At 40.6% G+C, this 25165-nt stretch carries 23 protein-coding genes; 12 read left to right on the top strand and 11 right to left on the bottom strand.

All coding sequences use genetic code 11. The features are described 5' to 3' along the window. Window positions 1-218: 218 nt before the first annotated feature. Complete coding sequence (gene carA, locus Q0954_RS01715; protein ID WP_299452805.1) at window positions 219-1352, bottom strand: glutamine-hydrolyzing carbamoyl-phosphate synthase small subunit; 1134 nt, start codon at window positions 1350-1352, stop codon at window positions 219-221. A gap of 294 nt (window positions 1353-1646) precedes the next feature. Between carA and Q0954_RS01710 the strand changes: the two genes are divergently transcribed. Beyond that, on the top strand, window positions 1647-2135 hold the full coding sequence (locus Q0954_RS01710; RefSeq protein WP_299452803.1) for a hypothetical protein: 489 nt from the start codon (window positions 1647-1649) through the stop codon (window positions 2133-2135). 82 nt (window positions 2136-2217) lie between these two features. Here Q0954_RS01710 and nadD read toward each other — a convergent pair whose 3' ends face one another. The 4 genes from nadD to Q0954_RS01690 form a co-directional block, all read right to left on the bottom strand. Further along, on the bottom strand, window positions 2218-2790 hold the full coding sequence (nadD, locus tag Q0954_RS01705) for a nicotinate (nicotinamide) nucleotide adenylyltransferase (protein ID WP_299452801.1): 573 nt from the start codon (window positions 2788-2790) through the stop codon (window positions 2218-2220). Between the two features lie 20 nt (window positions 2791-2810). Next, the gene (gene gmk, locus Q0954_RS01700; protein ID WP_299452799.1) at window positions 2811-3443 is read right to left on the bottom strand and encodes a guanylate kinase; all 633 of its coding nucleotides are present in this window, start codon (window positions 3441-3443) and stop codon (window positions 2811-2813) included. A 55-nt stretch (window positions 3444-3498) separates the two neighbouring features. Further along, the gene (locus tag Q0954_RS01695; RefSeq protein ID WP_299452797.1) at window positions 3499-3795 is read right to left on the bottom strand and encodes a hypothetical protein; all 297 of its coding nucleotides are present in this window, start codon (window positions 3793-3795) and stop codon (window positions 3499-3501) included. 237 nt (window positions 3796-4032) lie between these two features. Further along, the gene (locus Q0954_RS01690) at window positions 4033-4635 is read right to left on the bottom strand and encodes a sigma-70 family RNA polymerase sigma factor (protein ID WP_045114100.1); all 603 of its coding nucleotides are present in this window, start codon (window positions 4633-4635) and stop codon (window positions 4033-4035) included. Between the two features lie 180 nt (window positions 4636-4815). On the opposite strand from Q0954_RS01690, the gene Q0954_RS01685 reads away from it, so the two are divergent. Genes Q0954_RS01685 through Q0954_RS01670 form a run of 4 tightly spaced genes read left to right on the top strand, consistent with a single transcriptional unit; the run spans window position 4816 to window position 8830 of the window. Then, the gene (locus Q0954_RS01685; protein WP_299452791.1) at window positions 4816-5598 is read left to right on the top strand and encodes a glycosyltransferase family 2 protein; all 783 of its coding nucleotides are present in this window, start codon (window positions 4816-4818) and stop codon (window positions 5596-5598) included. 48 nt (window positions 5599-5646) lie between these two features. After that, window positions 5647-6666 carry a glycosyltransferase family 9 protein gene (locus tag Q0954_RS01680; protein ID WP_299452788.1) on the top strand — a complete coding sequence of 340 codons (1020 nt, stop codon included), beginning with the start codon at window positions 5647-5649 and terminating at the stop codon, window positions 6664-6666. A 42-nt stretch (window positions 6667-6708) separates the two neighbouring features. Beyond that, window positions 6709-7725 (top strand): glycosyltransferase family 9 protein, encoded by a 1017-nt coding sequence (locus tag Q0954_RS01675; protein ID WP_299452785.1) that lies wholly within the window; start codon window positions 6709-6711, stop codon window positions 7723-7725. 28 nt (window positions 7726-7753) lie between these two features. Continuing rightward, window positions 7754-8830, top strand: a complete 1077-nt coding sequence (locus Q0954_RS01670) for a glycosyltransferase family 1 protein (RefSeq protein WP_299452782.1) — start codon at window positions 7754-7756, stop codon at window positions 8828-8830. A 55-nt stretch (window positions 8831-8885) separates the two neighbouring features. Here Q0954_RS01670 and Q0954_RS01665 read toward each other — a convergent pair whose 3' ends face one another. Beyond that, window positions 8886-9647, bottom strand: coding sequence for an FkbM family methyltransferase (locus tag Q0954_RS01665; RefSeq protein WP_299452779.1), 762 nt, complete (start codon window positions 9645-9647; stop codon window positions 8886-8888). Between the two features lie 145 nt (window positions 9648-9792). Between Q0954_RS01665 and Q0954_RS01660 the strand changes: the two genes are divergently transcribed. Then, the gene (locus Q0954_RS01660; protein WP_299452776.1) at window positions 9793-10632 is read left to right on the top strand and encodes a hypothetical protein; all 840 of its coding nucleotides are present in this window, start codon (window positions 9793-9795) and stop codon (window positions 10630-10632) included. A 51-nt stretch (window positions 10633-10683) separates the two neighbouring features. On the opposite strand, the gene Q0954_RS01655 is transcribed toward Q0954_RS01660, so the two are convergent. After that, window positions 10684-11730, bottom strand: coding sequence for a hypothetical protein (locus Q0954_RS01655; RefSeq protein WP_299452772.1), 1047 nt, complete (start codon window positions 11728-11730; stop codon window positions 10684-10686). A 138-nt stretch (window positions 11731-11868) separates the two neighbouring features. Here Q0954_RS01655 and Q0954_RS01650 point away from each other — a divergent pair, with 138 nt between their 5' ends. The 3 genes from Q0954_RS01650 to Q0954_RS01640 all read left to right on the top strand — a co-directional run bounded on the left by Q0954_RS01650 (window position 11869) and on the right by Q0954_RS01640 (window position 16796). Then, window positions 11869-12984, top strand: a complete 1116-nt coding sequence (locus Q0954_RS01650; RefSeq protein ID WP_299452769.1) for a glycosyltransferase family 4 protein — start codon at window positions 11869-11871, stop codon at window positions 12982-12984. Between the two features lie 102 nt (window positions 12985-13086). Further along, window positions 13087-14577 (top strand): M28 family peptidase, encoded by a 1491-nt coding sequence (locus Q0954_RS01645; protein ID WP_299452766.1) that lies wholly within the window; start codon window positions 13087-13089, stop codon window positions 14575-14577. Between the two features lie 182 nt (window positions 14578-14759). After that, a complete protein-coding gene (locus Q0954_RS01640) occupies window positions 14760-16796 on the top strand; it encodes a tetratricopeptide repeat protein (protein WP_299452763.1) in 2037 nt (678 codons plus the stop codon). Window positions 16797-16861: 65 nt separating this feature from the next. Here Q0954_RS01640 and Q0954_RS01635 read toward each other — a convergent pair whose 3' ends face one another. Next, the gene (locus tag Q0954_RS01635; RefSeq protein WP_299452760.1) at window positions 16862-17932 is read right to left on the bottom strand and encodes a sensor histidine kinase; all 1071 of its coding nucleotides are present in this window, start codon (window positions 17930-17932) and stop codon (window positions 16862-16864) included. Window positions 17933-18229: 297 nt separating this feature from the next. On the opposite strand from Q0954_RS01635, the gene Q0954_RS01630 reads away from it, so the two are divergent. From Q0954_RS01630 to Q0954_RS01620, 3 genes are read left to right on the top strand one after another with little or no spacing between them, the layout of a single operon-like run. Further along, window positions 18230-19144 (top strand): ATP-binding cassette domain-containing protein, encoded by a 915-nt coding sequence (locus tag Q0954_RS01630; protein ID WP_299452757.1) that lies wholly within the window; start codon window positions 18230-18232, stop codon window positions 19142-19144. 1 nt (window position 19145) lies between these two features. Further along, the gene (locus Q0954_RS01625) at window positions 19146-19928 is read left to right on the top strand and encodes an ABC transporter permease (RefSeq protein ID WP_299452754.1); all 783 of its coding nucleotides are present in this window, start codon (window positions 19146-19148) and stop codon (window positions 19926-19928) included. Between the two features lie 13 nt (window positions 19929-19941). Then, the gene (locus Q0954_RS01620) at window positions 19942-20724 is read left to right on the top strand and encodes an ABC transporter permease (RefSeq protein WP_299452750.1); all 783 of its coding nucleotides are present in this window, start codon (window positions 19942-19944) and stop codon (window positions 20722-20724) included. Between the two features lie 81 nt (window positions 20725-20805). On the opposite strand, the gene Q0954_RS01615 is transcribed toward Q0954_RS01620, so the two are convergent. The 3 genes from Q0954_RS01615 to Q0954_RS01605 all read right to left on the bottom strand — a co-directional run bounded on the left by Q0954_RS01615 (window position 20806) and on the right by Q0954_RS01605 (window position 24888). Continuing rightward, the gene (locus Q0954_RS01615; protein WP_299452747.1) at window positions 20806-21048 is read right to left on the bottom strand and encodes a hypothetical protein; all 243 of its coding nucleotides are present in this window, start codon (window positions 21046-21048) and stop codon (window positions 20806-20808) included. A gap of 171 nt (window positions 21049-21219) precedes the next feature. Then, on the bottom strand, window positions 21220-22107 hold the full coding sequence (locus Q0954_RS01610) for an ankyrin repeat domain-containing protein (protein ID WP_299452745.1): 888 nt from the start codon (window positions 22105-22107) through the stop codon (window positions 21220-21222). Between the two features lie 132 nt (window positions 22108-22239). Next, the gene (locus Q0954_RS01605) at window positions 22240-24888 is read right to left on the bottom strand and encodes a S8 family serine peptidase (RefSeq protein ID WP_299452743.1); all 2649 of its coding nucleotides are present in this window, start codon (window positions 24886-24888) and stop codon (window positions 22240-22242) included. Window positions 24889-25165 lie beyond the last annotated feature (277 nt).

Raw genomic sequence — 25165 nt, 5'->3', positions numbered from 1 at the left:
AATCACACATTTGTGGTATATGTGCCTTAGTTTGATACAACAAATATCCTTGTCTTTCTATCCACTCTACATGTATTTGCATTTGATCAAACCAACAGGCTTCGGGAGTAAATAAAAAAACACCTAAAGCTTTGCTCAAGAGCCGCTTTAGGTGTGGGACAAAAACTTATTGAATACTTCCTAATTCAAACAAGGAAGCGTTTAATGAATGATGTACTTTAGTCTGCCATGAGGCGAATAAACTCGTCGAACAAGTAGCGAGAATCGTGTGGACCCGGCGAAGACTCAGGGTGGTATTGTACCGAGAATGCTTTCTTGCCTTTAATCTTAATGCCTGCTACCGTATCATCGTTGAGGTTTACATGAGTAACAATGATGTCCTTGTTGCCCTCAACCGATTTGCGATCTACACCAAAACCGTGGTTTTGCGAAGTAATTTCACTCTTACCTGTAATGAGGTTTTTGACAGGGTGGTTCAAGCCACGGTGCCCATTATGCATTTTATAGGTTTTTACCCCCATTGCCAAGGCAATTACCTGGTGCCCCAAACAAATACCAAATACTGGAGTATTGGTTGCCAACATTTCTTTCACTGTTTCAACTGCATAAGGCATAGATGCCGGATCGCCAGGTCCATTAGAAATAAAGTAGCCATGAGGTTGAAACTCCTGCATTTCTTCCAAAGAAGCTTTTGCCGGAAACACCTTACAGTAACAATCACGCTCGTGGAAATTGTTCAGAATGTTGGTTTTAATCCCCAAGTCAAGCACTGCCACCCTAAACCTGGCACCTTCACTGCCCAAAAAATAAGGTTCCGCAGTAGTTACCTTAGAGGCAAGCTCCAGCCCAGCCATTGAAGGGGTTTCGGCCAATTTGGTTTTCAAAAATTCAAGGTCAGTATTTTCTGAAGAAATAACCGCGTTCATTGCTCCCTTGTGCCGAATGTGCTTTACCAATGCCCTGGTATCTATATCGCTTATGCCTACCAAGTTGGCAGCTTCCAGGTAATCTTGGAGCGAACTATCAGCAGTTTTGCGGGAATAAATGGGTGAGAAATAATTGCATACCATTCCGTTTATTTTCACACTATTCGACTCATTGTCTTCGTCGATGGTTCCGTAGTTACCAATGTGTGAGGTGGTATTGATGACGATTTGCCCAAAATAAGATGGGTCGGTGTATATCTCCTGGTATCCGGTCATACCAGTATTAAAACACAACTCGCCTGTAGTAGTACCAATTTTGCCCAAGGCTTTGCCTCGAAAAATGGTCTGATCTTCTAAAAGTAAAACAGCCTCCATATAATAATTTATATCTTCACTTTTAGATGCGCAAGTTAGTAGCTTGTGCATTGATATTATAATTTTTGCACTGTATTTTTTTGTTTTTCTTCTTCCCCCCTCCTCTCCCACCCCATCGTTCAGTACAGTTTGTACGCACGGGGCTACTTTGTTTGTCATTTTTTTAGAAAGAAGGCATAGCCTATAAATACAGTAAACCTACTCAAATACAGTAAGTTAAAATTTTTGCAGTAAAAACTAAAAAAAAACTTGCTTAATTAAGTACAATTTAGTATTTGATTACTTAATATAATTATAGATATTTGTACTATTAAAATACGAACCGCGTAGTTAAATTAAATATCAATGAAAAAAATCATCATTACTTACATGGCTTTACTGATCACTTCTTTTGCCATGGCTCAAACGGCTTACATTAAAGTAAGCAATTCCAATTTGTTTGAAAAACCTGCAGTATCTTCTGATGTTCAAGCAGTGTTGCACGCTGGCTGCGAGGTAATGAAGGTAGACTTGGTAAGCCTTGAAAAATCGTCTAACAGTATTTGGGCGTATGTAAATGTAAAACTCAAAGGCGAAGGGGAGTATGAGGGGTATGTATTAAAAAGTCACCTGATTAAAAGTCGAGTAGCAGTAAACACCCGCAACTATGTGTACAAACCCTCGCGTAGAGGCAGCAAACAACAAATCTACTGGTCGAGTGCCAAGCCTACAGTAAGACACCTCCAGGCAAACGCTCAGAAACCTTTTATTGGGCGAAAATTTAGCAAAAACAACAAAGGCATTTATTATTTGAATGACCGTGGACGTAAAATATATATTAGCAGAAATAAATAATCACCCACCGATAGATAAACTATAAAAAGCGTTGTCAATGGTTGCAAAATCATTGACAACGCTTTTTTTATACTCTGTAATGTTATAGATAAAACTTCTTTTCTTTGATATACAAATCTACCGACTCGGGCACCAGGTATCTGATAGATTTTTGTGCTTTGATGCTTTTGCGAATAAAAGTGGCTGAGATACTCATTAAAGGTGACTCTACAAAACTCACCTTTGGGTGTTTGTCTAAATCACTGGGGCGTGAATCGGGGCGCGGGTATACATACAACCTAAAGTATTCTAGAATTTGTTCGTAGTTTTTCCATTTATGAAAATGGCTCAGGTTGTCACCCCCCATGATCAAACCAAACTCATGAGCTGGGTGTTTTTCCTGTAACACTGTGAGCGTATCGATGGTGTAACTGGGACGAGGCAAATGAAACTCTACATCGCAGGTTTTGAGCTTATAATTATCCTGAATGGCTTTTTCTACCATATCCAGGCGGTCAAACTCGTGCAACAATGACTTTTGTTTCTTAAAAGGGTTTTGCGGCGAAACCACAAACCACACTTCTTCGAGGTGGGTGTTTTCTGCCATTGTATTGGCTATAATCAAGTGTCCAATATGGATGGGGTTGAAGGAACCGAAAAACAAACCTATTTTCATTGATTGTGAAATTAGTTAGTTTAAGTAATTTGATTGATTGATTTGGGGCTTATAAAGTCTTGGATGATTTCATCTACATTTACCAAAGTGTCTTTCAGGGTCTCATTTACTACAATAATATCAAACTTGTCCTGATCTTGTAGTTCTTTTTTTACTTTTGCCAATCGGCGCTGTAAACTTTCTTCAGTTTCGGTATTACGGGCACGCAAACGTTTTTCTAAGACTTCTAAAGAGGGTACTTTCACAAAAATAGACAAAGCATCGTTTTGGTAATAATTCTTAAGGTTGATACCTCCTTTAACGTCTACATCAAACAATACGTGTTTTCCAGTATTACGAATTTTTTCTACTTCTGCCTTGAGTGTACCATAAAAATTGTCTTTGTACACCTCCTCCCACTCTACAAATTCCTGTGCATCTATTTTTTGTTTAAACTCTTTCACAGTCAAAAAGTAATAATCTTTTCCATGGGTTTCGTGTGTGCGTTTATTGCGGGTGCAGGCAGATACAGAAAAACCGAATTGTGCTTTATTTTTTAATAAATGTTGTACTATAGTTGTTTTTCCAGAGCCAGATGGGGCTGAAAATATAATCACCTTTCCTTGGGTAGGAGTTGTTGTGGTGTGTTTTTGTTCCGAAAAATTGTTTTCCATGCACAAAAATGCGTACTAAACTACAAAATACAAAACAAAACCAGAGAATGATGTTTTAACTGCCTTCTTCTTTCAGTTTCGACTTGATACAATCAATCAAATCTTGTGGGACTGCTTTGCGCTCTATTTTATTATGCAATAAATCTTTCAGGCAACTGTTTTGCTCGTAGCAATCAGTACACATTTTACAGTCTTTTATTTGCTCCAGAATCTGGGCTGCTTTTTCAGGATCAGTTTCGTTGTCTACTACTAACTGTAGTTTATCCAGGCATATTTGAGGATCTTTACATTTTGATCCACAGTCGGGCTTGCTTCCTCCGAACGTAAATAGTTTTTTTATTGATGACCACATATCAATAACAGAAATAAAGGTTTAAATTTTTAATTAAAAAGGTGCTTTTAGAAGTTATAAGTCACAATAAGTCCTTAATTACCCATACACATTGGTGCAGTTAGTTATAAGCCCCGACAAGGTTCTAGGGACTAGGTGCAAGGTTCTAGGTACACCCTGTTCCACAGGTATCTACACTTTTGTATCACGTTAATTTTCAGTAACTTACAAAAAGCGTAGTTAAAAGCTACAGGCATACTAAGCATTATTTTTTGACTTGCGCTTGTCCTCATAACCCATTTTTTCGGCATAATCTTTTAATTTTTCTTTTAAAAGATTTCGAGCCCGGTGTAGTCTGGAGCGTACCGTACCTATAGGAATATCCAGTATTTTAGACATTTCTTCATACGTAAATCCTTCTATATCGCAGAGAATAATTACTGTACGAAAGTCTACTGCCAGTGCATTGAGCGCGTTGGCTATTTCATCGCCTATCATACTCTGGAGCACTTCTACCCTCAGATCTGCAGTAACATTGAGCTCGGTATCTTCAGAGTTGTAGATGCTTTCAACTTCCTGATAATCAACTTTGGCAGGTTCTTTTACTTTTTTACGGAAGTTATTAATAAAGTTGTTTTTCAATATTCTGAACAACCACGCTTTGGCATTAGTTCCTTTCTGAAAAGATTCTATAAAACGAAACGCACGCAAATAGGTATCTTGCACAAGATCTTTGGCGTTGTCTTCATTTAAGGTTAAATGAAAAGCGTAGTTGTACGCCGCATCGATATGAGGCATAAACTCCAGATTAAATATATTTTCTTTTTCTTGTTCCGAATATTTTTGAGGTGTTGTTTCCATTGCCAAACCTGGGGTTATCTTCCTGTAAACTTTCAAACAAAACTAATGCTTTATTCTTGATTTATGCAATAAACAAGGCTATGTTTTGCCATCTGTTACAGGTGCTACAACAAGCAGTGAATGAATAAGGTAAATTCTTATGAATAATGTTTAACTTTGTGACTGTTTGTAAATTCCCTAATGTCTGAGATAAATTTTATGCCTCAAATAAGCGTAGTTATCATTACTTATAACGAAGAGCAAAACATTGGACGCTGCATTGACTCGTTGCAAGGTGTGGCAGATGAAATTGTGATTGTAGATTCTTTTTCTACTGATGCTACAGAAGCTATATGTCGTAAGCGAGGAGTAAAGTTTGTACAACACAAGTTTGAAGGGCACATAGAACAAAAAAACTATGCCATTACCCAAGCTACTCACCCCTGTGTGTTGTCGCTGGATGCAGACGAGGCGTTGGATGATGAATTACGCCAATCTATTTTGGCAGTTAAAGAAAACTGGACAGCTGATGGTTATAAAATGAACCGGGTAACCAACTATTGTGGCAAATGGATGTGGTACGGAGGATGGTACCCTGACACCAAGTTACGCTTATGGAAAAGTAACAAAGGAGCCTGGGGAGGATTAAACCCGCACGACGAGTTTATAATGGAAGAAAGTGCCAAGGTTATCCAGCTCAAAGGCAATTTGCTACACTATAGCTACTACTCAGTAGAGGGACACGTAAGCCAAATGAATAAATTCTCATCTATTTCTGCCAAAAGTTATTACGACAAAGGTAAACGTTCCAATGTATTTTTGATTGTGACCAAACCCTTGATTGCTTTTTTGAAAGCTTATTTGTTAAAGCGTGGCTTTTTGAGTGGTTATTATGGTTTTGTTATTGGCATCATGGATGCCCAAACTACTTTTCTGAAATATGTAAAACTTAGGGAATATCAACAACAGCAAAAAAATAAATAAGCTTTTTTGAAAAGAATTAATATTGAGGAAACGGACGCCTATTCAAATATGAGCATTACAAAAAATAAGAAACAAAAAATATTAATCATCAGGTTTTCAGCAATTGGTGACATTGTGTGGACATCGCCTGTGGTGCGTGTACTCAAAAAACAACTTCCTAATGCCGAAATACACTTCTGTACCAAATATGTGTATAGAGAAATGGTGATAGCTAACCCCTATATAGACCAACTACATTTTTTAAAAGATAGCCTCAGTGAGCTGGTATCTGACCTCAAAAAAGAAAAGTTTGATGTTATCATCGACTTACACAAAAATGTACGCACACGCTTAATGCGTTTGCAACTTCGGCGTAAAACCTATAGCTATCATAAATTCACCTTACGTCGTTGGTTATTTGTAAAGTTTAAGGTAAAAACAATGCCCAATTTGCATGTGGCAGATCGGTATTTGCGAACCGTGCAACCATTGGGTGTACAGTATGACGGCAAAGGGTTAGATTTTTTTATACCTAAAGAGCAAGAAGTTGATATTCAACAGTTTTTACCATCCACCCACCACAAAGGATACGTGGCTTTTGTGATTGGAGCCAGCCAATTTACTAAAATATTACCCCTCAACCGTATGATGGAATTATGCAAAAAAATTAATCGTCCTTTAGTACTTATCGGAGGCAAAGAAGATAAAATAACCGGAGATAAAATAGTTGCTCATTTTGCCCATAAGCCTGCCAGTAACTTGACTATATTTAATGCCTGTAACCAACTAAGTATTAGTCAGTCAGCTTCTATAGTAAAACAAGCTGAACTTGTTTTTGGGCAAGACACTGGGCTTACGCATATCGCAGCCGCTTTTCAAAAACAAATCTATGCCATTTATGGTGGAACCTCTACCTTGGGTTTTTATCCATATGACACCCCTCATGTTATTTTAGAAAACAATGACCTCAATTGCCGTCCTTGCTCAAAATCTGGCAAAAACCATTGCCCCAAGGGGCATTTTAAGTGTATGCAAGACCTTAAATTTGACTTTGAATTGCCTGAGGTGTATAACTCTGACCCTACATAAGGGAACAAGCAAAAGAATGGTATCAGTATAACTTCTTCATCATTGAAAAAGCTGCCCGAAAGTATTATCATTAGCCGTACCGATAACCTGGGAGACGTCATGCTTACGCTTCCTATGACAGGGTATATCAAATCAATTGCTCCTACCACTAAGGTATATTTTTTGGGTAAATCTTATACCCGTGCAGTCATCGAATCCAGTAAGTTTGTCGACCAGTTCATTGACAAAGAAAGCGTGGTGCAAGATTCTGCTATTCTGGCAAGTTTACAGGCACAAGCCATTGTGTTTGCTGCCCCCGACAAGGAAGTAGCAAAAGCCGCCAAACAAGCTCGTATACCTCTAAGGATTGGTACGAGTCACCGTTGGTATCATTGGCTTTATTGCAACCAAAAAGTAAATTTTACCCGCAAGCAATCTGAGCTGCACGAGGCACAACTCAATTTTAAGCTGTTTGCTCCACTAGGATTGCTTACTAAGCCAACTCTGGAACAAATAAAGCAATGGTATGGGCTAGAGCCCAACCAACAGACAATGCCTAACAACGATGTTATTCAATGGCTTTCGCCTGATAAGTTTAACCTGATTATTCACCCTAAGTCGAAGGGTAGCGCCAAAGAATGGGGGCTCGACAATTATACACAATTGGTCAAGGCATTGCCTGTCAACAAGTTTCAAGTGTTAATTACAGGCATCAAAGCTGAAGGTGACCTCATCAAACAACAAGCACCTGAAATTTTTAAGTTTCCCCATGTACACGACCTTACTGGTAAGTTGAGCCTGTCTGAGCTGGTAGCACTGACCAGCAAGGCCAATGGTTTTTTGGCAGGTAGTACTGGTCCTTTGCATATAGCTTCTGCGGTGGGTATTCACACCTTGGGTATTTATCCCCCCATACGTCCTATGCACCCTGGCAGATGGCAACCAGTAGGCAAGCAGGCGCACTACCTTGGGTTGGATAAAAAATGTAATGATTGTCGCAAAAGCAATGTTTGTGCTTGTGTCAGGGCTATTAGTGTCGATCAGGTAAAACAAACCATTGAAGGCTTTCTAAACCGTTAATTACTTCCTTATTTTTAAAGATACTATTGTGCTGAACGTAAAACTAGACTTGTCTACAATAGACTATGCCGAAATTACTGGTATAGGGGTGTATATTAAAAATTTATCGCAGCAATTGCTCAAGCAAAATCAACTTCATGTGACAGGGGTATATAAAGCTTCACGATTTAGAAAGACCCACTTTATGCGTCAGCATGTTCCAGGCATTGCCCTTGAGCCTTACCTGCCACTCAAACAGTTTACCTTGCTCAAAGAATGTGATGTTTTCCACGGCCCCGATTTTATAATACCTGCCCTTAAAAAAATAAAAAAGGTAGTAACAGTACACGACATGATTGTGTTTCAAGAGGATATTGTAACACCTGAGTTTGCAGCTTGGGGCAAGGCAAGGTTTGACAAAATGGTGTACGAAGGACAACCCGATCATGTAATTACTGTGTCGAAGTTTGCCAAAGAAGAGTTTCTAAGGTATTACCCCAGGTTTGAAGGCAAGGTTACCAGCATTTATCATGGGGTTGATCATCTGAATACCGACGATAAGGGAGCAATTTATGACTTTCCTTATTTTTTATCAGTAGGTAGCCTCGAAAAACGAAAAAATGTGTGGCAACTGGTGCAAGCTTTTGAACAAATACACGAACAATACCCTGACTTTAGGTTGGTGATTGTGGGGGGCAAAGGGGGCAATCACGAATTTGCCCAGGAATTGATTGATTATATGCAAAATAGTCCGGCAAGTGCTCAAATTTTGTATCTAGGATTTGTAGACAACCTCACCCTTGCCTCCTTGTACAAACACGCATTTAGTTTTGTGTTTCCGTCGGCATACGAGGGGTTTGGTATTCCTATACTAGAGGCTATGCAAAAGCGGTGTCCGGTGATTACCAGCAACCTGGGAGCTACATTGGAAGTAAGCGGTGACGCTGCCCTGCATACCAACCCTTACCAACCTGAAGCCATTGCCGAAGCAATGACCCGTTTGATTGATGATGAAACCTTACGCCAGTCGTTGATTGATCAAGGGCAAGCCCGTTACAATGATTTTACCTGGCAACGCTGTGCCGCTCAGACCTTAGGGGTATACCAACAAGTGGCTAATATTTGATGAATTACAAGCGGCAAGTACAGATACTTGCCGCTTGTGGCTAACTGCTTGTTACTTATGCACGCCAAGCCCATACAAAATCATCGCCTCTGGTGCGGATTTGGTAGCCCAATTCGGTTAAAAACTTTTTCAAATCATTTAAGTTTTCACGAGGTACATCACCATTATGCACCTCCATTGTCATCATTCCTATTTTGTCAAATAAATGGGTGGGCGTGTTATACAAAATATCATACTCTGCCCCTTCGCAATCCAGTTTAAGTAAATCAATCTTGTCTAAGTTGTACTCATCCATGATTTGTTCTACTGTCACTGCCTCTACTTCTGTTTTTTGCACATTTTTGTTATCAAACGATGCCGAGGTAGACGCCAATGGGGTGAGCGTTTTGTCAGGGTTGTAATACAAGGTGATGGAACCTGGTTTGCCCGAAACAGCTTGGTTTTTAGCCACCATTTGTCGATCTGGGTTCAACGCACAGTTTTGCTTAAGTTGGGTAAAATTGGTGAGTAAAGGCTCGAAAGCATAGATGCTTGACTGGGGAAAATGATCTGCCATAAAAGTAGCAAAAAAGCCCACATTTGCCCCAATATCTACAATTTTAGGGTCTTTGGGTAGGTGTTCTTTCAAGAAAGATAAGGTGTACAAATCTTCCATGTATATTTCCTTAAAAATGGCAATAATTTCGCGGGGTACTTCCAGCTTTACATTGTTTTTTCCCACAAAATGAATAGGCTCCTGTTTTTTGTCTAAGTATTTAGCGTAAAAATAATTAGGCCAGTTTTTAGTAAACCTCATCAAATTGACATACTTCTTCATAATCTAAAACCAAATGTTGAGCAAACAGATGACCTTCAGCTCTGTTTGAATTATTTTGAGATGCCAAAACTACTACTTTTTTATAGTTTATAATATCTTTGTGCCATATACTTAGTTTTATAGAAAAAATGAGGATAATAAGCTTATGGTTTATGATTGTTTTGTGTTTTTCAATGAACTAGATTTGTTGGAAATCAGGCTGAATGAGTTGAACGATGTGGTAGATAAATTTGTATTGGTAGAAGCCACACGAACTTTTCAGAAAAAAGAAAAACCATTGCATTTTGAGCAAAATAAAGCACGTTTTGCGCCTTTTTTAGATAAAATTATTCACATCGTGGTAGATCAATACCCTGGTTTTTTTGCCAAATTTAGGGTACCTACCACTTGGGACTACGAAAACTACCAGCGAGAACAAATCAAGCAAGGCTTGGTCAATTGCCAACCCAACGATGTAGTGATTATATCTGACATAGACGAAATACCCCACCCGGCAAAAGTAGCCACTCATAAAGACAAATCAGGTATTAAAGTATTTGAACAAAGGCTGTTTTTTTATTACCTCAATGGCTTATGTACCTATTACGATACAGGTGACAAACCCCGAATAGCCCAGCCCAACAAAAACGGTTTAGGTTATTGGCGAGGCACAGTGATGTGTCATTACAAAGCATTGAAAACAGTGAAGAAAGCTCGCTTGTGGCGTGAATTTGAAAACGCCCACACTACAGTAATAGAAGAAGGGGGTTGGCACTTTAGCTATTTGGGAGGTACCAAAAAAATCATTCAAAAACTAGAAGCTTATGCTCATGCCGAATTTAACGCCGATTATTATAAAGATGAAAAAAGGGTGGAGGAGATTATATCTAAAGGCAAAGATTTGTTTGACACTAATACCTCGTTTAAATTTATTGATTTGGATAATACAATGCCCCAGTACATTCAAAGCAACCCCAATAAATACCCACATTTGATCAAAAAATAACTTTTGGTAGCAGTGGTGTAGGGTGGTGACAACACCACCTTGAGTTTTGGCTTAAATCTTTTTTAATCCTATGCCTTTTTCAGCAAGTTTCAGGGTCAAAATGGTCTCGCTAGTCCAGGGGCGGGCAAGGTCTGAATGGGTTTTGAGCGGAACTTCAGACTTATAACGTAGCTTTTGCCAAAAGCCAGGGCGCAAAATTACCAATTGATCTTTCGGTGCTTTTTTGTAATTATCCTCAGTGACCCAATGTATTTGCTCTGCGTTTATTTTGGCAATAAACTCGTCTGAAAACAAGCTTTTATCTGCCAATATGTACACTGCTTTTACAGGAGCCTGCTCAAACACATCGTTTGCTTCTTCAATGCGTGTTTTCATCAAAGAAGGATGGGTACCAAAGTAAGGCAACAACTTCAGGGTGCGCTCACTGGTGCGTTTTTCAAATTTTCGTTTTGAGCGGGCAATGGCCTTTTCAGACGTGTGCCACCATTTATGAAATTCTTTGTATTTTTCTTCGTACCCCTCATCGCTACGGGCGTGCCCATAATGATAAATAAAAGCGTCACTGTCATACACCTTTTCAAAGCCCTCGAAGCCTTGGGCATCCAAACAACTTTTTATATTACTCTTTAGGCGTACAGCTCTTATCTCTTGTGGGTACCACTGAAAGTCAATGGCTATTTTGTTATGACTAGACCAAAAGTGGAGGTAACGAAAACGCACCGCGTCATAGCCGTGTTCGTTGGCATACGCAATGTCCTGTTTCATTTTTTCATACTCTTCTTCATTGATCACTTCGTCGGCCTGTAGGTAAAAACCCCAGGTGCCGGGTTCCTGGTCAAAATCTTTACGCAAAGCGTCTAGGGCGATGTTGGTTTGTTGCGACAAAATAAGCCCACTTTTACGTATATTGTGGTCCCATACGGTAGGTATGATGTGCAAAAAATCATACTGTTGCAGCACTTCTTCGGTGTTGTCTTCTCCCTCACCCAACGCCAGGTATATTTTTTCTGTGATGCCACTCAAAGAAGTCAAACTCTCGTGAAAACTATAATCATACTTGACTCCATTACGCAAAAGCGAAAACCCAAATAACCTCATTGTCTACAATCTTGTTTTCTGATAGCCTTAGCTACAGGCTTAAGAAATATGAAAATAAAACGACAAAGTAACCATCTTTTTTTATGATTTCATATAATTTTGCGCTCTAATTTGCTGTACTGAACAAGGGGAAAAGATATGATAAAAACAGGGATTTTATGTAGTTCTGATGCCTGGGGAGGGTTAGAGATCAATATTTTAAATTTGGCAAAATGGCTTACTGAACGGGGGCATCAAATCAGTATTTTTTGCCGTGATGGCTCTACTATTTCCAACAAAGCCAAAGAAGCAGGTGTAGCAACGCACCATTATGTATGTAAAGGCAAACATTTCAAATTTGGGGCAGCCCGACGTTTGGCACGTTTGCTCGACAAGGCACAAATACCTACTTTGCTTATAGGACACTACGAGCATTTTTATATAGGCATTATGAGCAAAAGCTACTCAAAACAACCCCTCAAAGCAGTGTATTTGCAGCAAATGCAGATGAAACACCGCAAACGTGATTTGTATCACAGGTATTTTTATAAACGCCTGGATGCCTGGATAGTACCGCTTGATTTGCTCAAAAAACAATTGCTACAGAACACAGGTATTGCAGAACAAAAAGTACACGTAATACCGCTTACCATAGAGGTAGACCGTTTTGCCGATGCAATGAAACACCGGGAAGAGTCACGCAAGGCATTTAAGATTCCACCCAATGCTTTTGTCGCAGGTATTATTGGGCGTATAGACAAAGAAAAAGGACAAGAATACCTGATAAAAGCCGTAGAGATACTAGAGCACCAAGACTTGCACATATATGGTTTGTGTATAGGTGCCGAAACAGTAGGCGGTGAGAAGGGACATTTGCGTTACCTTGAAAAAATGGCAGTAGAACGACATTTGATGGATTTGATTCACTTTAGACCATTTGTAGAGGATGCTCCTAAGGCTTTTGCGGCATTAGATGTGTTTGTCATGGCTTCGCGTTCTGAACCTTTTGGCATGGTAACGGTAGAGGCGATGGCGTCGGGCTTGCCCGTGATTGGTACAGATGCTGGCGGTACTACCGAACTGCTCGATTATGGCAAAGCGGGTATTCTGATTCCCCCTGAAAACGAACAAGCAATGGCAGAAGCGTTGAAAAAAATCTATCATGACAATCAATTACGTGAACAACTCATTGAGATTGGGCGAAAACGTGCCAAAGAAAACTACTCCCACACCACACAATGCGCCAAAATAGAAGCGTTGTTTGAGCGTTTATAAGCAGTAATGGGATAAAGTAATTTTATCAAGGCTTTTGGTTAACCACAGTACGCAATGTATGCGTTAATAACCAAGTAATTGCTTCGCAACTAAAGACAAACTATGATGAGAAAACTAATAATAATGATGGTGCTGGGGGGGCTTTCAGCCGCTGGATGGGCACAAAAAGATGTCTCGGCAATAAAATTTGCCCAAACCATTACTCAAGAAGACTTATCGCGGCATTTGCACATAGTGGCTGCTGATAGCATGGAAGGGCGACGTACTGGAACCCGTGGGCAGAAAAAAGCTGCCAAATACATTGCCAGCCATTTTAAAAAACTAGGGTTACAAGCTCCAGTAAAAACATCTGCCGGGATGAGTTACTTCCAAAAGTTTGCTATGAAAAGTACCAAATGGAAAGATGTGTCAGTAGAAGCCAACGGTAAAAAATACCAGTTTTTACGAGATGTGTTTGCCATAGGTACATCAACCCAAAAAAAACCGCTTACCTGCCAGGCAGTGTATGCTGGTGAGGGCACGGCTCAAGAAATGAAACAAGCCAATGTGCCAGGTAAAGGAGTGGTGTTTTTTGCTAAAAACCATGCAGAGGCTATGAAAAAGGGAGAGGTAGCGCTCAAATTAGGGGCAAAAGCATTGTTTGTATTACGTGCCAATACTCAAGTCGGTTTTAAGGAGTTGGTAAACTTCAACGCCTACTATATCAAACGTTGGGTGGGTCCTCACTTGAGTAAACCCAATGAAACTGGCAAAATGGTGTTTTACGTATCGCCTGCTTTGGCCACTGCTTTGCTCAACACCGACAAAGCAACCTTGATTGGCAAAAAGCTACCTATAGGTACATCGGGCAAAACAATCACGGCCAAAGCTACGCAACAACAAAAAATAACGCTCAAGTCGGAGAATGTATTGGGTTTGCTGGAAGGTACTGATAAGAAAGATGAAATATTGGTAATTTCGGCGCATTATGACCATATAGGCATGGGTAGTAATGGCAAGGTAAACAATGGAGCCGATGACGATGGTTCGGGCACGGTGGCTGTAATGGAGCTTGCCGAAGCATTTACCAAAGCAAAGCAGGCAGGAAAAGGCCCACGTCGCAGTATTTTGTTTATTACGGTGGCAGGCGAAGAAATAGGCTTGTATGGTTCTCAGTTTTATACTGATGTAGACCCAGTATTTCCGCTAAAAAATACGGTAGCCAATCTAAACATTGACATGATAGGGCGTATTGATACCCGCTACAGAACCGACCCTGACTATATTTATTTGATAGGAGCCGATAAGCTATCTACTGAACTGCATCAGCTGAGCGAAGCTGCTAACAAAACATACACCCGCCTGAAACTAGACTACACCTACAATGATAAAAACGACCCCAATCGTTTTTATTACCGCTCAGACCATTACAACTTTGCCAAAAACCGTATTCCTGTAATTTTTTATTTCAACGGTACCCATGCCGACTACCACCGCCCTACTGATACTGTAGACAAAATTCATTTTCCTAAGATGGAAAAAATTACCCGATTGGTTTTTCATACTGCGTGGAAAGTAGCCAACCGTGATAAACGCCTGGTGGTAGATAAATAAAATCTAAAATAAGCAGCGTAGCATTTTGAAAAACCATTTGATAAGCCTGAAAATTTATTAAATGGTTTTTTAGTGGCATAGTACCTATGATTCTTCGTAAGAATGGTTATATTAAATACTCAAAACAACTGTGCAGACGTTTGTTGCGCTGACATGTATCTTTTACCTATCCAACAATATATATGGACACCAGGCAATACTTCAGGTTTTTAACCATTATGCTATGGCTTTTGGCAGGAACTGCTGTGTTATGCGCCCAAGATACTACCACTACCCTCAAAACCTCTCCATTAAACATAGAGCAATTGCTTGCCCAAGGGCAACACTTGCTGGATAGTAGCCCTGACCAAACCAAGCACCTCGCCCACCGTGCGTTGCGCATTGCTTATCAAAAAAAGGACCTTCAGGCACAAGCTAAAGCCCATGGGCTAATGGGGCAAGCATTGATGGCACAAACAGTGCACGAGCGAGCACTGGATCATTTCCTCAAACAATTGAGCATTTATCAACAATTGAATAACTGGCTGGGCATCACCCATACCTACAACTACATTGCCCTGTTGTATCGCCGACAACTAAATACGTCGAAAACTCATCAATACTCTGACCTGGCACTCGACCTGGCCGAAAAATTTGGCTTCAAAGAAGAGATTGCCCTGGCTTATAACAACATTGGAGTAGCGTATTTTTATACCAAAGACTATGACAAAGCCTTGCAGTATTTTGGCAATTCTATACAACACAGAGAAGAACTTCAACTCACCAAAGGGTTGGTGGCTTCTTACAATAATATGGGGCTGGTGTTTGCCAGAATGAAAAAGTATGCAGAAGCGCTGAAATGGTACGAAAAATCGCTCGTTATCAACCAGAAAGAAGCTGAGACAAAACACATGAAAGCGGCTACTTTGGACAATATGGGCGACTTACTGGCAGAAAAGGGACAACTTACCGAAGCAAAGGCCTTGTACGACAGGGCGCTAAAAATAGCTCAGGATGCTGGAGCAAATATGCGTATTATAGAAACTTACGAAAGTTTGTATGTGCTGGCTACCAAACAAAGAAAACACAAAGAAGCGCTTGAATATCATTTGTTATATACCAGGCTCCGCGACAGTTTGATGAGTGTAAATGCGAGTGTACAAATAGCGGCACTACAGCAACAGTTTGAAATGGTCACTGAAAGAAAAGAGAGGGTGTTGCTCGAAAAAGACCTGGACTTAAAAAAGGCGACTATTCGTCGACATAAAATTATTTCTTATAGTACTATCATTGGGTTGGGGCTAATGCTCTTACTGGCTTTTGTGCTTTACCGCAGTAGTCGCAAAGACCGAAAAGCACGAAAACTCATGGGGCAACAATCGACAAAAATCAATGAAGTTAACCGTTTACTGGTACGTAGCCGCGAAAAACTCCTCACCAAAACCGAAATGCTGACACTGCGTAACCAGCAAGTAACCAATAGTATAAGGGCAGCAAAGTTGATTCAATCGGCCATATTGCCTTTTGACAAGAGGATGCAAGACATATTGGGTGAGTATTTTTTGTTGTACTTGCCTAAAGACATTGTTTCGGGTGATTTTTATTGGATGTATCAAATAGGTAAGGTGCGCTATATGGCTGTAGCCGATTGCACAGGACACGGGGTAGCGGGATCGTTAATGTCTATGTTGGGCTACGCCTTGCTCAACGAAATAGTCAATAAAAAGATAGGTACCCCTGCTTTGATGCTGGAAGAACTCAATACTATGCTCACGGCTTCTTTGCGGCAAGAAGTCACCAAAAACCAAGCAGGCATGGACATTATTCTCTGCAAAATAACCGATATAGAGGAAAACGAAGAAACTTGTACTTGCTTTAAGGTGACTTATGCAGGGTCGCGTCGACCATTGTATTATACTCAAGGGGACAAATTGATAAAAGTAAAGAGCGATAAACAGTTTATTGGGGGATATTTCTCTCACTACGCCCCTCGCCCGTTTAAAGAAAATGAAGTAGTTCTTGCCAAAGGGGAGCAGCTTTACCTCACTTCCGATGGTTTTGCCGACACGCCTAATCGCGCACGTGAGTCTTTTAGTAGTCGTCGCTTGTTTAAGCTCATTGAAAGTAACATCCACTTGTCTCTTTCCGATCAAAAAGAGGTGCTGGAGCATACACTAGAAACATATCAAAAAGGTGCTGAACAACGCGATGACATTACTATTTTGGGTTTTAAACTCTAGCAGGGAACAATATAACACAATATGGTATTTGGCACGATTAGCAACAGAATACACTCCTCTCTCCTCTACAAATGTACTTTCAATAAAGTATGGTATGCCCCATTATCAGCCACCGTGTCAAACTCATACTGCCCCGGATACATAAATTCAAGACGCTTGCGGGTATTACTTAAGCCTATTCCTCCTTCTTCGGGGCGTTTTACCCTGTTTTGCTGGAAGATTTGGTTTTGGGTACTAAAAATCAATTGGTTATCTGCCACTTTCAAGTCAATATCAATCACTGAAGGGTCTTTGGCACTTACACCGTATTTAAAAGCGTTTTCTACCAGTGGCAACAGCAGCATTGGGGCGATTTGCTTGCCTATATAATCGCCACAAAGGTTAAAGTGAACTTCGGTATGGCGCAGACGTAGCTTGTTAAGGTCTATGAAGTTTTGGATGTAGGTAATCTCTTTTTGCAAAGATACTTTTTCGGCGTTGGCTTCATACAACATATATCGCATAATGTCTGACAGTTTAAGAATGGCTTCGGGTGCCTGAGGGCGTTGCTGAAAGGCAAGGGCGTAGATATTATTGAGGGTATTGAACAAAAAATGGGGGCTTACCTGTAGTTTGAGCATAGACAACTCTGCCTTGAGGCGTTGATTTTCCAGCTCTTTTTGTACTTCGGCGCTGCGAAACCAATCTATCATAATGCGAATTTGGGTGCTCGACCAGAGGTAAAAAAAACTAATAAATGTGGCACCAATAATACGGTTAGTCCATACCTTGGTGGTCCAGGGGCGGTGTTTATCACCCATGGTAAAATTCAAACCTGCATACCACAAGTAGCTGTCTACCACAAGGCATGCAATGCCAACCATCCAAAGTAAAAAAATATAAAAGGCAAATTTTTTGAACCTGCGCGCTCTGAAGTGGCGGGCAACTATATACTTATAGTTGACATAAAACATAGTCATGACCACTGCCAGGTGGGTAAACGAACCCAACAACATATACCCCATGCTATAGCTCTTAAATCGGTCGTAGTACTGATAGTCGCGAAATAGCAACAAAATAATGAGCACACCCCAAAAGAGTAAGTGAAGGGTAATATTAGCGGTTTTACCCGCATTTTTTACTTTAAATGTTTTCAATGTTGTTCAAATAAAAAAGGGTGTTGTGTCACCAACACTATTATATATCTACAAATAACTAAAAACTTGACTAATGTCCTATTGAAATATACTTGAAAGGGTAAAGCATAGACTAAATGAATAATTTTACCGACTAATCCCCAAGTACCTACCGGAGGCATAGCACCCTTCACAAATACTTTTCAGTTTTTACTTTTGACTTGTAAGAAAACTACTACCTTTGCTACTAATACATTGTATTACATAGTACTGTGTGATAACGATTAATTAATATTCATATAACCGATTGATAAATTTATGCAAGAAAATATTATAGAAACCCACCAACTGGACTTTAGCTTTGGTAAGTTTAAAGTGCTGCACAATCTGAGCCTAAAGGTTCCCCAGGCCAGCATTTATGGTTTTTTAGGTCCCAATGGAGCTGGTAAAACTACCACCATCAGAATTTTACTTGGCTTGATCAAAACCACCAAAGGTAAGGTATCCCTGTTTAACCAAGACTTGAACAACCACCGGGTAGAGATTTTACGCAAAATTGGGGCTTTGGTCGAAATGCCTTCGTTATACCCACACTTAAGCGGACGCAAAAACCTGGAGATTACCCGTACACTTATTGGTAATATTGACAAAAAAAGAATAGATGAAGTACTTGAGATTGTAGGTTTGAGTAATGACGCTCATCGTAGGGTAAAGCAATACTCGCTGGGCATGAAGCAACGCCTGGGGTTGGCGCTTAGTTTTTTAAACGATCCTGATTTGCTCATTTTAGATGAACCTACCAACGGGCTTGACCCCAATGGAATCAAAGAAATCAGAGAGTTGATTATCAGGCTAAACCAAGAGTTTCAGAAAACCATATTTGTGTCGAGCCACCTGCTGAGCGAAGTAGAGAAAGTGGCCACGCATGTGGGCATTATTCACCAAGGAAAATTGCATTTTGAGGGCAGCATTGGCGAGCTACGCGAGCAACAAAAACCTTCGACCCTGCTAGAGGTAAACGACAGCGACAAAGCAGCCAAAATATTGACCGATCAGCATATACCAATCATAGGGCGGCAAAATGGTACGCTTAAGATAGAAGCCCACGAACACGCGGTCATTCATCAGGTGAACAGTAGCTTGCTCAAGGCTGGGCTTGAAGTATACCAACTTTCTCCGCAGGAGTCATCGCTGGAAGATTTATTCATGGACATTACCCAAAACCCTCGATAGTATGCTACATTTAATAAGAGAGCTCAAAGCCGAATTTATCAAATACCGGGGCACCTTGGTGTACTGGCTCATGATTCTTTGCCCTTTTGCCATTGCATTTTTGTTGTTTTTAGGAATGAGCATGGGCACCAGCAAATTGGTGGCAAACGCTGTGGCTAAAGGTAAAAACCCCTGGGAGGTATGGATTATGGTACACTACCGTGTACTTGGCATATTCTTTTTGCCATTATATATAGCAATGGTCAATGGAATGATTTACGCCCGCGAACATCGCCACAATACGTGGAAACATCTTTATACACTACCCATACCAGGCTGGAGCATAGAGTTAAGCAAAAATATATTTAGCTTGTTGATCAACTTTACCACGGTGCTGATTTTTGCTCTCTACATTTTTTTGTCGGGCTATATTATTTCGTTGATCAAGCCCCACATGAACTTTATGGATTACAACCCCATGATTGCTTTCAATTTATTGATGGCGCTCAAAATATTTTTAGCTTCTTTTTCTATTTGGGTATTACACAATTGGCTGGCACGTCGCTTTAGCAACTTTGGGCTCAACATAGGGGTAGCACTGCTGGGGGTAGTAAGTGCAGGATTGATGCTACAGGGCTGGAAGCATGTCCAGTACTTTTTGTATGCCTTGCCCATAGTAAGTGTAATAGATGCCAAAAACATGCACACGCTGTTTACTCATCCAGTGTTGCTTAGTATTATTTCTGGATCGGTTGTCTGGGTAATTAGTTTTTGGGAAGTACAACGACGCAAAGTAAAGGCTTAAAAATATTAAAACCATGAATTATCTTCTAAGAGGCTTACGAGCCGAATACCTCAAAACTCACCGCACTATAGTCTATTGGCTACTGTTGCTTTGTCCGCTGGCACTTAATATACTGGTGGTACTTATTATCCATGAAGAATCGGACACAGGGCGAATCATTCGTAAAGGCATGAACCCTTGGATAGCCATCTATAATATTAATTTTAGCCTGCTTACGGGTGTTTTTATCATCTTGTTTGTGGCCATCATCAATAGCCTACTCAACAATATTGAACACAAAAGTAACTCCTGGAAACATTTATATGCTATAGCACAACCCCGTTGGGCGGTATATTTTCACAAGAGTCTGTTTAGTATAGGGGCATTGCTGTTTGCTATGCTTGTATTTTCGTTGATGCAACCTTTATCAGGCATGTTATTGAACGCCATGCACCCTGACTTAAAGATGGGTGACTACCCTATGGAGTTTACACATAGTATAAAGTTACTCATGAAGGCGTTTATCTCTACCTTGGGCATCTGGAGCATTCACCAATGGATTACGTTTAGGTACCGTAACTTTGCCTTGTCTGTTGGCATTGGCATCATTGCTTTGGTTTCCGTAGAAATCATCGATGGTTTTTTTGACTGGATAAATTACATACCTTATGCCTTGCCTGGTCAGAACGTAGGCGGCGATCCACGCAAAGTCACTTCAGTCACAGTGTTTACTCAAGAAGTATGGCTAGGTTTAGGCTGGGGCATGGCTATTTGGCTCATGGGCTTTTGGGATGCCAAACGACGAGACGTAGTGTAATTCTTTAGGTTTACCATAAACCAGAAGCAGTCAGCAACAAAAGTAAAACCCCCATTCAATATTTTGAGTGGGGGTTTTGGTTTATTGGGCTTTGAGTGCTTTGATGAGCCCAAGCTCATTGCGTAAATGCTGCACCTTGTAGGCGGCTAACTCCAGAAAAGCTTCCAGGGCTTCTAAGTTTTGACTTTGGTAATAATCAAGCGAATCGTCAGCGTCTAAAGCAAAGGCCTCTAACCTGGTTTGAAACCCCTTCTCGAACAACTCAACATTTACATCTGCCAATACCTGTGATTGACTACTCAATTTTAATTCCTTAACTTGCATTGTTAAATTATTTTAATTTAGCTAAAAGCCCTTGAGGGAAGTCTCCAAACTTAGACCTCTTGGGCTATCTTTTTACCGTAAAAAGATCAAGTAAATATAGCTAAAATGATGGCAATACACAAGCAAAACAAAGGTTAATTTACTGAAAATCAAATTCTTACATAAAAACCACTACTTCTTCACCCTTGACCTAAACACCGAACGTGCCGTAGCCCCCTGATTGTTGGTAATGCTTTGATCTGCTCCTTTTTTTATCAAAAAATCCATCACTCCTACCCTACCCTTGGTGGCCGCCATAATTAATGCTGTATTACCTACCATGTCTTGTTGGTTGATGTCTGCACCTGAAGCAAGCAACAGGTTGACCATCGCTTCTACGTCTGGAGGCAGCCTGTGGCGGTCGCGCCGAGCGGTGGAGGCTGCATGCATGATGACAGGCTTTTTGTATCGCCCCAACTGGTTAGGGTTGGCTCCTTTACTCAAAAAATACTTGGCAACTCCAAGGTTTTTATAAAATACTGCTACCGCAAAAGGAGTTTCTTCTTCTTTGTTTCGAATTTTCATATCAGCCCCTTTTGCCATCAACTTTTTTATCAGCTCCAGATTGCCATTAAGTGCTGCATGGTGCAAGGCTGTCATGCCATAGTTGGTTTCTCTATAATTTACCTTTTCGCCTTTTGCTATCAAATAGAGTACTACTTCAGAGTGGTTTTTCTTGGCAGCAAGTGTAATAGGGTTTTCTTTGCCGCTATTGCCTTTGCTAATGTTGGCGCCTTTTTCTATCAAAAACTTTACGGCATTTAAGTGCCCATTTTTAGCCGCTTTCATCAAGGGGGTTTGCTCCAATGACAATATACCTGGGCTTTGATAGTTGATGTCTGCCCCTTGATCCAAGCATTTTTTCATTGCCTCTATATCTCCACTGGTAGCCGCCTTTAGTAGTTTGTCGCCTGGAGTATTGCCACTACAGGCATAGAGTAGAAAGCCAATAAATATAAAAGTAAATTGACGTATCCTTACTTTTGTTCTTTGAAAGTGTTTGTTCGTAACCATAAACATTGTTTTGATTGGATGGTGTGAATACTATAATTTACAAATTTATGGGCAAAACTGAAGTAGTATCGACGTAAAAAAAGCGCGATACTAAGCATATACGCGCTTTAGGGGTTATTTAGAAAAACTTACTAACCATCACTCCAATATAAGCTTTCCGGTTTTTTGTGCACCTTCTGTAGTAATTCTGTAATAATACAAGCCTGAAGGGTATTTAGAAAGGTCTACCGAAAAACGATCGGAACTGTAGGCGTCACTGTATACCACTTTGCCCTGGGCATTGTACAGCTTGAAATAAATGCGTTGATCCTGAAAGTTTTTACTAAATATATTCAAAGGCTGATCGCGGGTAACTGGATTCGGGAAAAAGATAAACTGTTCTTTATCCAGGTAATGTATTTGCGCTACTTCTGTCAAAATCTCCTGTCCATTATTAAACAGTATACGAGCACGGTAAGAGTTTAAACGCGGAAAAGGGGTAGAGTCGGTTTGGGTCAATTTGGTTGTGCTGCCAGGCATCACTGTAGCTATTGCTTCATACACGTTTCCGTTTTTTCTTTCATATACGATTGATTTTACTCCATAAGTGGTGGCAAGGGTAAGGTTCAACACAATGCCTGTATCTACCTTTGATTGAGCAAAAAAGCTCTCGATATAACAGGCTACTTTGTTACGATAGTCATAACCTATGGCTTGAATACCGCTTTTGTTGGCGTTAAAATTAGGCACAACAGTAAACGATGTATCTGCCAACTGGCTTTTATAAAAAATAAAAATAGTATCGGTGGTTTCGGTCAGTTTTCTCAAAAACCTGGCACCAGGAGCGTATACAGTATAAGATTGAATGCTAGGCACCTTTTTCCATTGAATCATGACCGAGTCGCCACAATTAAACCCTACTGATACCTCCAAAGGTTTAGACAAAGTAAAAGTTTCGGTGGCAAATGCTTGCGTGTTGATTGTCATACGTGCCATTGCCAATGCAAAGGTATCTTTTGCCTCTTCCCACCGGTAAGCCCCCTCACTAAGGTCTACATTCGCGGCTATCACCTCCCAGGTTTGTCCGTTGTCCAGGCTTAGTTCAAGTTTTCCCGTTTGTCCAGCCGCAAAGGTAGACTCCCACCTAAAATAATCAATCCTTTCGCTTTGGTCGTGCATATGATCGCTGGCTGTAGGAAAAGTCCAGACAAATTTATCTTTCTCCTCCCACTGGTAAGCCACATAAAAATCTTGATTGCCCACTGCCAGGTTGTGCCCCTTTACCCGAATGGTATAAGTACCCGCCACAGGATTTTCTACAGTTACCTGTTCTATGGTGTTCAGGTGGTCTTCGCCACGAGTAGCAGGCAGAGCCAATACATTGGTATCTGCGGTGGTTTTGAGCACCCAAGGCAACCAAGTGTTGGCGGCTTGGGTCACGCTTAAATCCAGGTCATTTACCAGAGCTTTACTGGCGTTGACCGTTGCCGCCGGATCATTCCAAACCAAGGTTATTTTTAGATGAGTAGCATTGGCAGGTACATTAATATCAAAACTTGCGGTATTGCCTTGGGTAGCAGTACCAGTTACATATTGTTCTGCAATTAGGTTTTGGTGTGCCCTGTATACGTTTATATTTCCGTAGCCAGTCTTAAAGTCTACCCCTGTAGTGGCTACATCTTCTGCACTGTTTATAAGCACTGCCCTGAGCAACGTTGCCGAAGGATACTGCCCCTTTTGCTGTTGATAGGCTTGCTGTAGCAAAGTAACCATTCCTGTAGTAATAGCCGCAGCATTAGATGTTCCGCTAAAATCTCCGCCGTCTCCTCCATAGGCCACCAACTCTGGCTTTATCCTGCCATCATAAGCGGGTCCTTTAGAGCTAAAAGGTAAAAGTTGTTTATTGGCAGATATAGCCCCCACGTGTAAAATATTTTTTGCCATCTTAAAACTCCCTGATAAGTTAGCATACCCCACCACTCCTTTGTAGTTGCCTTCAGTAGGGCCTATTGTTCCATCATTGCCCGACGATACCACGTGTAACAACTGATCATTGTTGTTGGCACTTAGGTCAAAAGCACGGGCTTTACCATCATACACGTTGTTTACCTGCCCCTTCAGCCCATAAGAATGGTTTTGTGCTACAATGCCCGCATTTTGATAATAAGCGTCGCTTTCGGGCAAGGTATCCGCATTGTTCGATGAGGTCAGGTTGGTCTTCCAGGCTACTCCTTTGCCCCTTGACGATGAGTTACCCGCCCCCGCAATAAAAGTAGCCATATTGGTGGGGTGGTCTGCCTTGGCAAAATCATATACTGCTGCTGTGCCCTTAGATACAAACCTTCCCCGCAGGTCTATGTCGTTGGTATTAAACAATGGCTCGTGCAACGACACCAACATTCCTTCGCCTGTCAAGGCTGGAAATTCATTTTGCAAACGATTGATTTGGTTGACAGTGAAATTATGTTCCTTTTGTATACTTTTGGTGCGTGCTATACTTGAGGGTATTTCCTTAAAAGAGTGTACCTGACGATTAGACTGAATGTACTTTTTGAAAACCTGAGGGCTGGCTTCTACAGTCACAGTTTGAGTTGCTTTATTGTAGTCTATAATGCTTATAACAGCTTTGTAAGCTTGCATATCTTGTACAAACCTGGCATAGTTGTTTACCTTTAAGACCATTTGTTTGGTGGTTGCCCCAGTTGTCTTGGCAGCCAACCTACCAGGCGATTGCTGGGCTAAGGTGATCAATGGGATGAGGTTCAATAGTATGATTAACCTTAATAGCAGGTGTTGGTTCCTATACATTTTAATCTATTTTTAAGTGCTTGGTAAAACTACAAAAATAACCTACTCCACAAAACAGTGTCTTTGGCGGATGGGCTTCTTCAAAAAATAGTTCCATAGCTTTGGCTATGCAAAGATTTTTTTCATCGCCCACCCACAAAATACTTTGTTCTCTTGGAATACTTTATTTTTTCCGTTTTACTTGTGTAATATAATTTTATGCTAATCTACTAAAATTTAGCTAAAGCGTAGGCCACCTTTTTGGATTTTAGCAATCACCAATTTGTGTAAACACCAA

This window comes from uncultured Microscilla sp., from assembly GCF_947493425.1.
GTDB lineage: Bacteria > Bacteroidota > Bacteroidia > Cytophagales > Microscillaceae > Microscilla.
Note: the sequence above shows the minus strand (reverse complement) of the source record. Positions and strands in the feature narration are given on the sequence as shown.

What these genes read in the sequence shown, in the direction of transcription:
- carA (WP_299452805.1), bottom strand. Translation starts at nt 1,352, where the DNA reads ATGCACAAGCTACTAACTTGCGCATCTAAAAGTGAAGATATAAATTAT.
- Q0954_RS01710 (WP_299452803.1), top strand. Translation starts at nt 1,647, where the DNA reads ATGAAAAAAATCATCATTACTTACATGGCTTTACTGATCACTTCTTTT.
- nadD (WP_299452801.1), bottom strand. Translation starts at nt 2,790, where the DNA reads ATGAAAATAGGTTTGTTTTTCGGTTCCTTCAACCCCATCCATATTGGA.
- gmk (WP_299452799.1), bottom strand. Translation starts at nt 3,443, where the DNA reads ATGGAAAACAATTTTTCGGAACAAAAACACACCACAACAACTCCTACC.
- Q0954_RS01695 (WP_299452797.1), bottom strand. Translation starts at nt 3,795, where the DNA reads ATGTGGTCATCAATAAAAAAACTATTTACGTTCGGAGGAAGCAAGCCC.
- Q0954_RS01690 (WP_045114100.1), bottom strand. Translation starts at nt 4,635, where the DNA reads ATGGAAACAACACCTCAAAAATATTCGGAACAAGAAAAAGAAAATATA.
- Q0954_RS01685 (WP_299452791.1), top strand. Translation starts at nt 4,816, where the DNA reads ATGTCTGAGATAAATTTTATGCCTCAAATAAGCGTAGTTATCATTACT.
- Q0954_RS01680 (WP_299452788.1), top strand. Translation starts at nt 5,647, where the DNA reads ATGAGCATTACAAAAAATAAGAAACAAAAAATATTAATCATCAGGTTT.
- Q0954_RS01665 (WP_299452779.1), bottom strand. Translation starts at nt 9,647, where the DNA reads ATGAAGAAGTATGTCAATTTGATGAGGTTTACTAAAAACTGGCCTAAT.
- Q0954_RS01660 (WP_299452776.1), top strand. Translation starts at nt 9,793, where the DNA reads ATGGTTTATGATTGTTTTGTGTTTTTCAATGAACTAGATTTGTTGGAA.
- Q0954_RS01655 (WP_299452772.1), bottom strand. Translation starts at nt 11,730, where the DNA reads ATGAGGTTATTTGGGTTTTCGCTTTTGCGTAATGGAGTCAAGTATGAT.
- Q0954_RS01650 (WP_299452769.1), top strand. Translation starts at nt 11,869, where the DNA reads ATGATAAAAACAGGGATTTTATGTAGTTCTGATGCCTGGGGAGGGTTA.
- Q0954_RS01645 (WP_299452766.1), top strand. Translation starts at nt 13,087, where the DNA reads ATGATGAGAAAACTAATAATAATGATGGTGCTGGGGGGGCTTTCAGCC.
- Q0954_RS01640 (WP_299452763.1), top strand. Translation starts at nt 14,760, where the DNA reads ATGGACACCAGGCAATACTTCAGGTTTTTAACCATTATGCTATGGCTT.
- Q0954_RS01630 (WP_299452757.1), top strand. Translation starts at nt 18,230, where the DNA reads ATGCAAGAAAATATTATAGAAACCCACCAACTGGACTTTAGCTTTGGT.
- Q0954_RS01625 (WP_299452754.1), top strand. Translation starts at nt 19,146, where the DNA reads ATGCTACATTTAATAAGAGAGCTCAAAGCCGAATTTATCAAATACCGG.
- Q0954_RS01620 (WP_299452750.1), top strand. Translation starts at nt 19,942, where the DNA reads ATGAATTATCTTCTAAGAGGCTTACGAGCCGAATACCTCAAAACTCAC.
- Q0954_RS01615 (WP_299452747.1), bottom strand. Translation starts at nt 21,048, where the DNA reads ATGCAAGTTAAGGAATTAAAATTGAGTAGTCAATCACAGGTATTGGCA.
- Q0954_RS01610 (WP_299452745.1), bottom strand. Translation starts at nt 22,107, where the DNA reads ATGTTTATGGTTACGAACAAACACTTTCAAAGAACAAAAGTAAGGATA.
- Q0954_RS01605 (WP_299452743.1), bottom strand. Translation starts at nt 24,888, where the DNA reads ATGTATAGGAACCAACACCTGCTATTAAGGTTAATCATACTATTGAAC.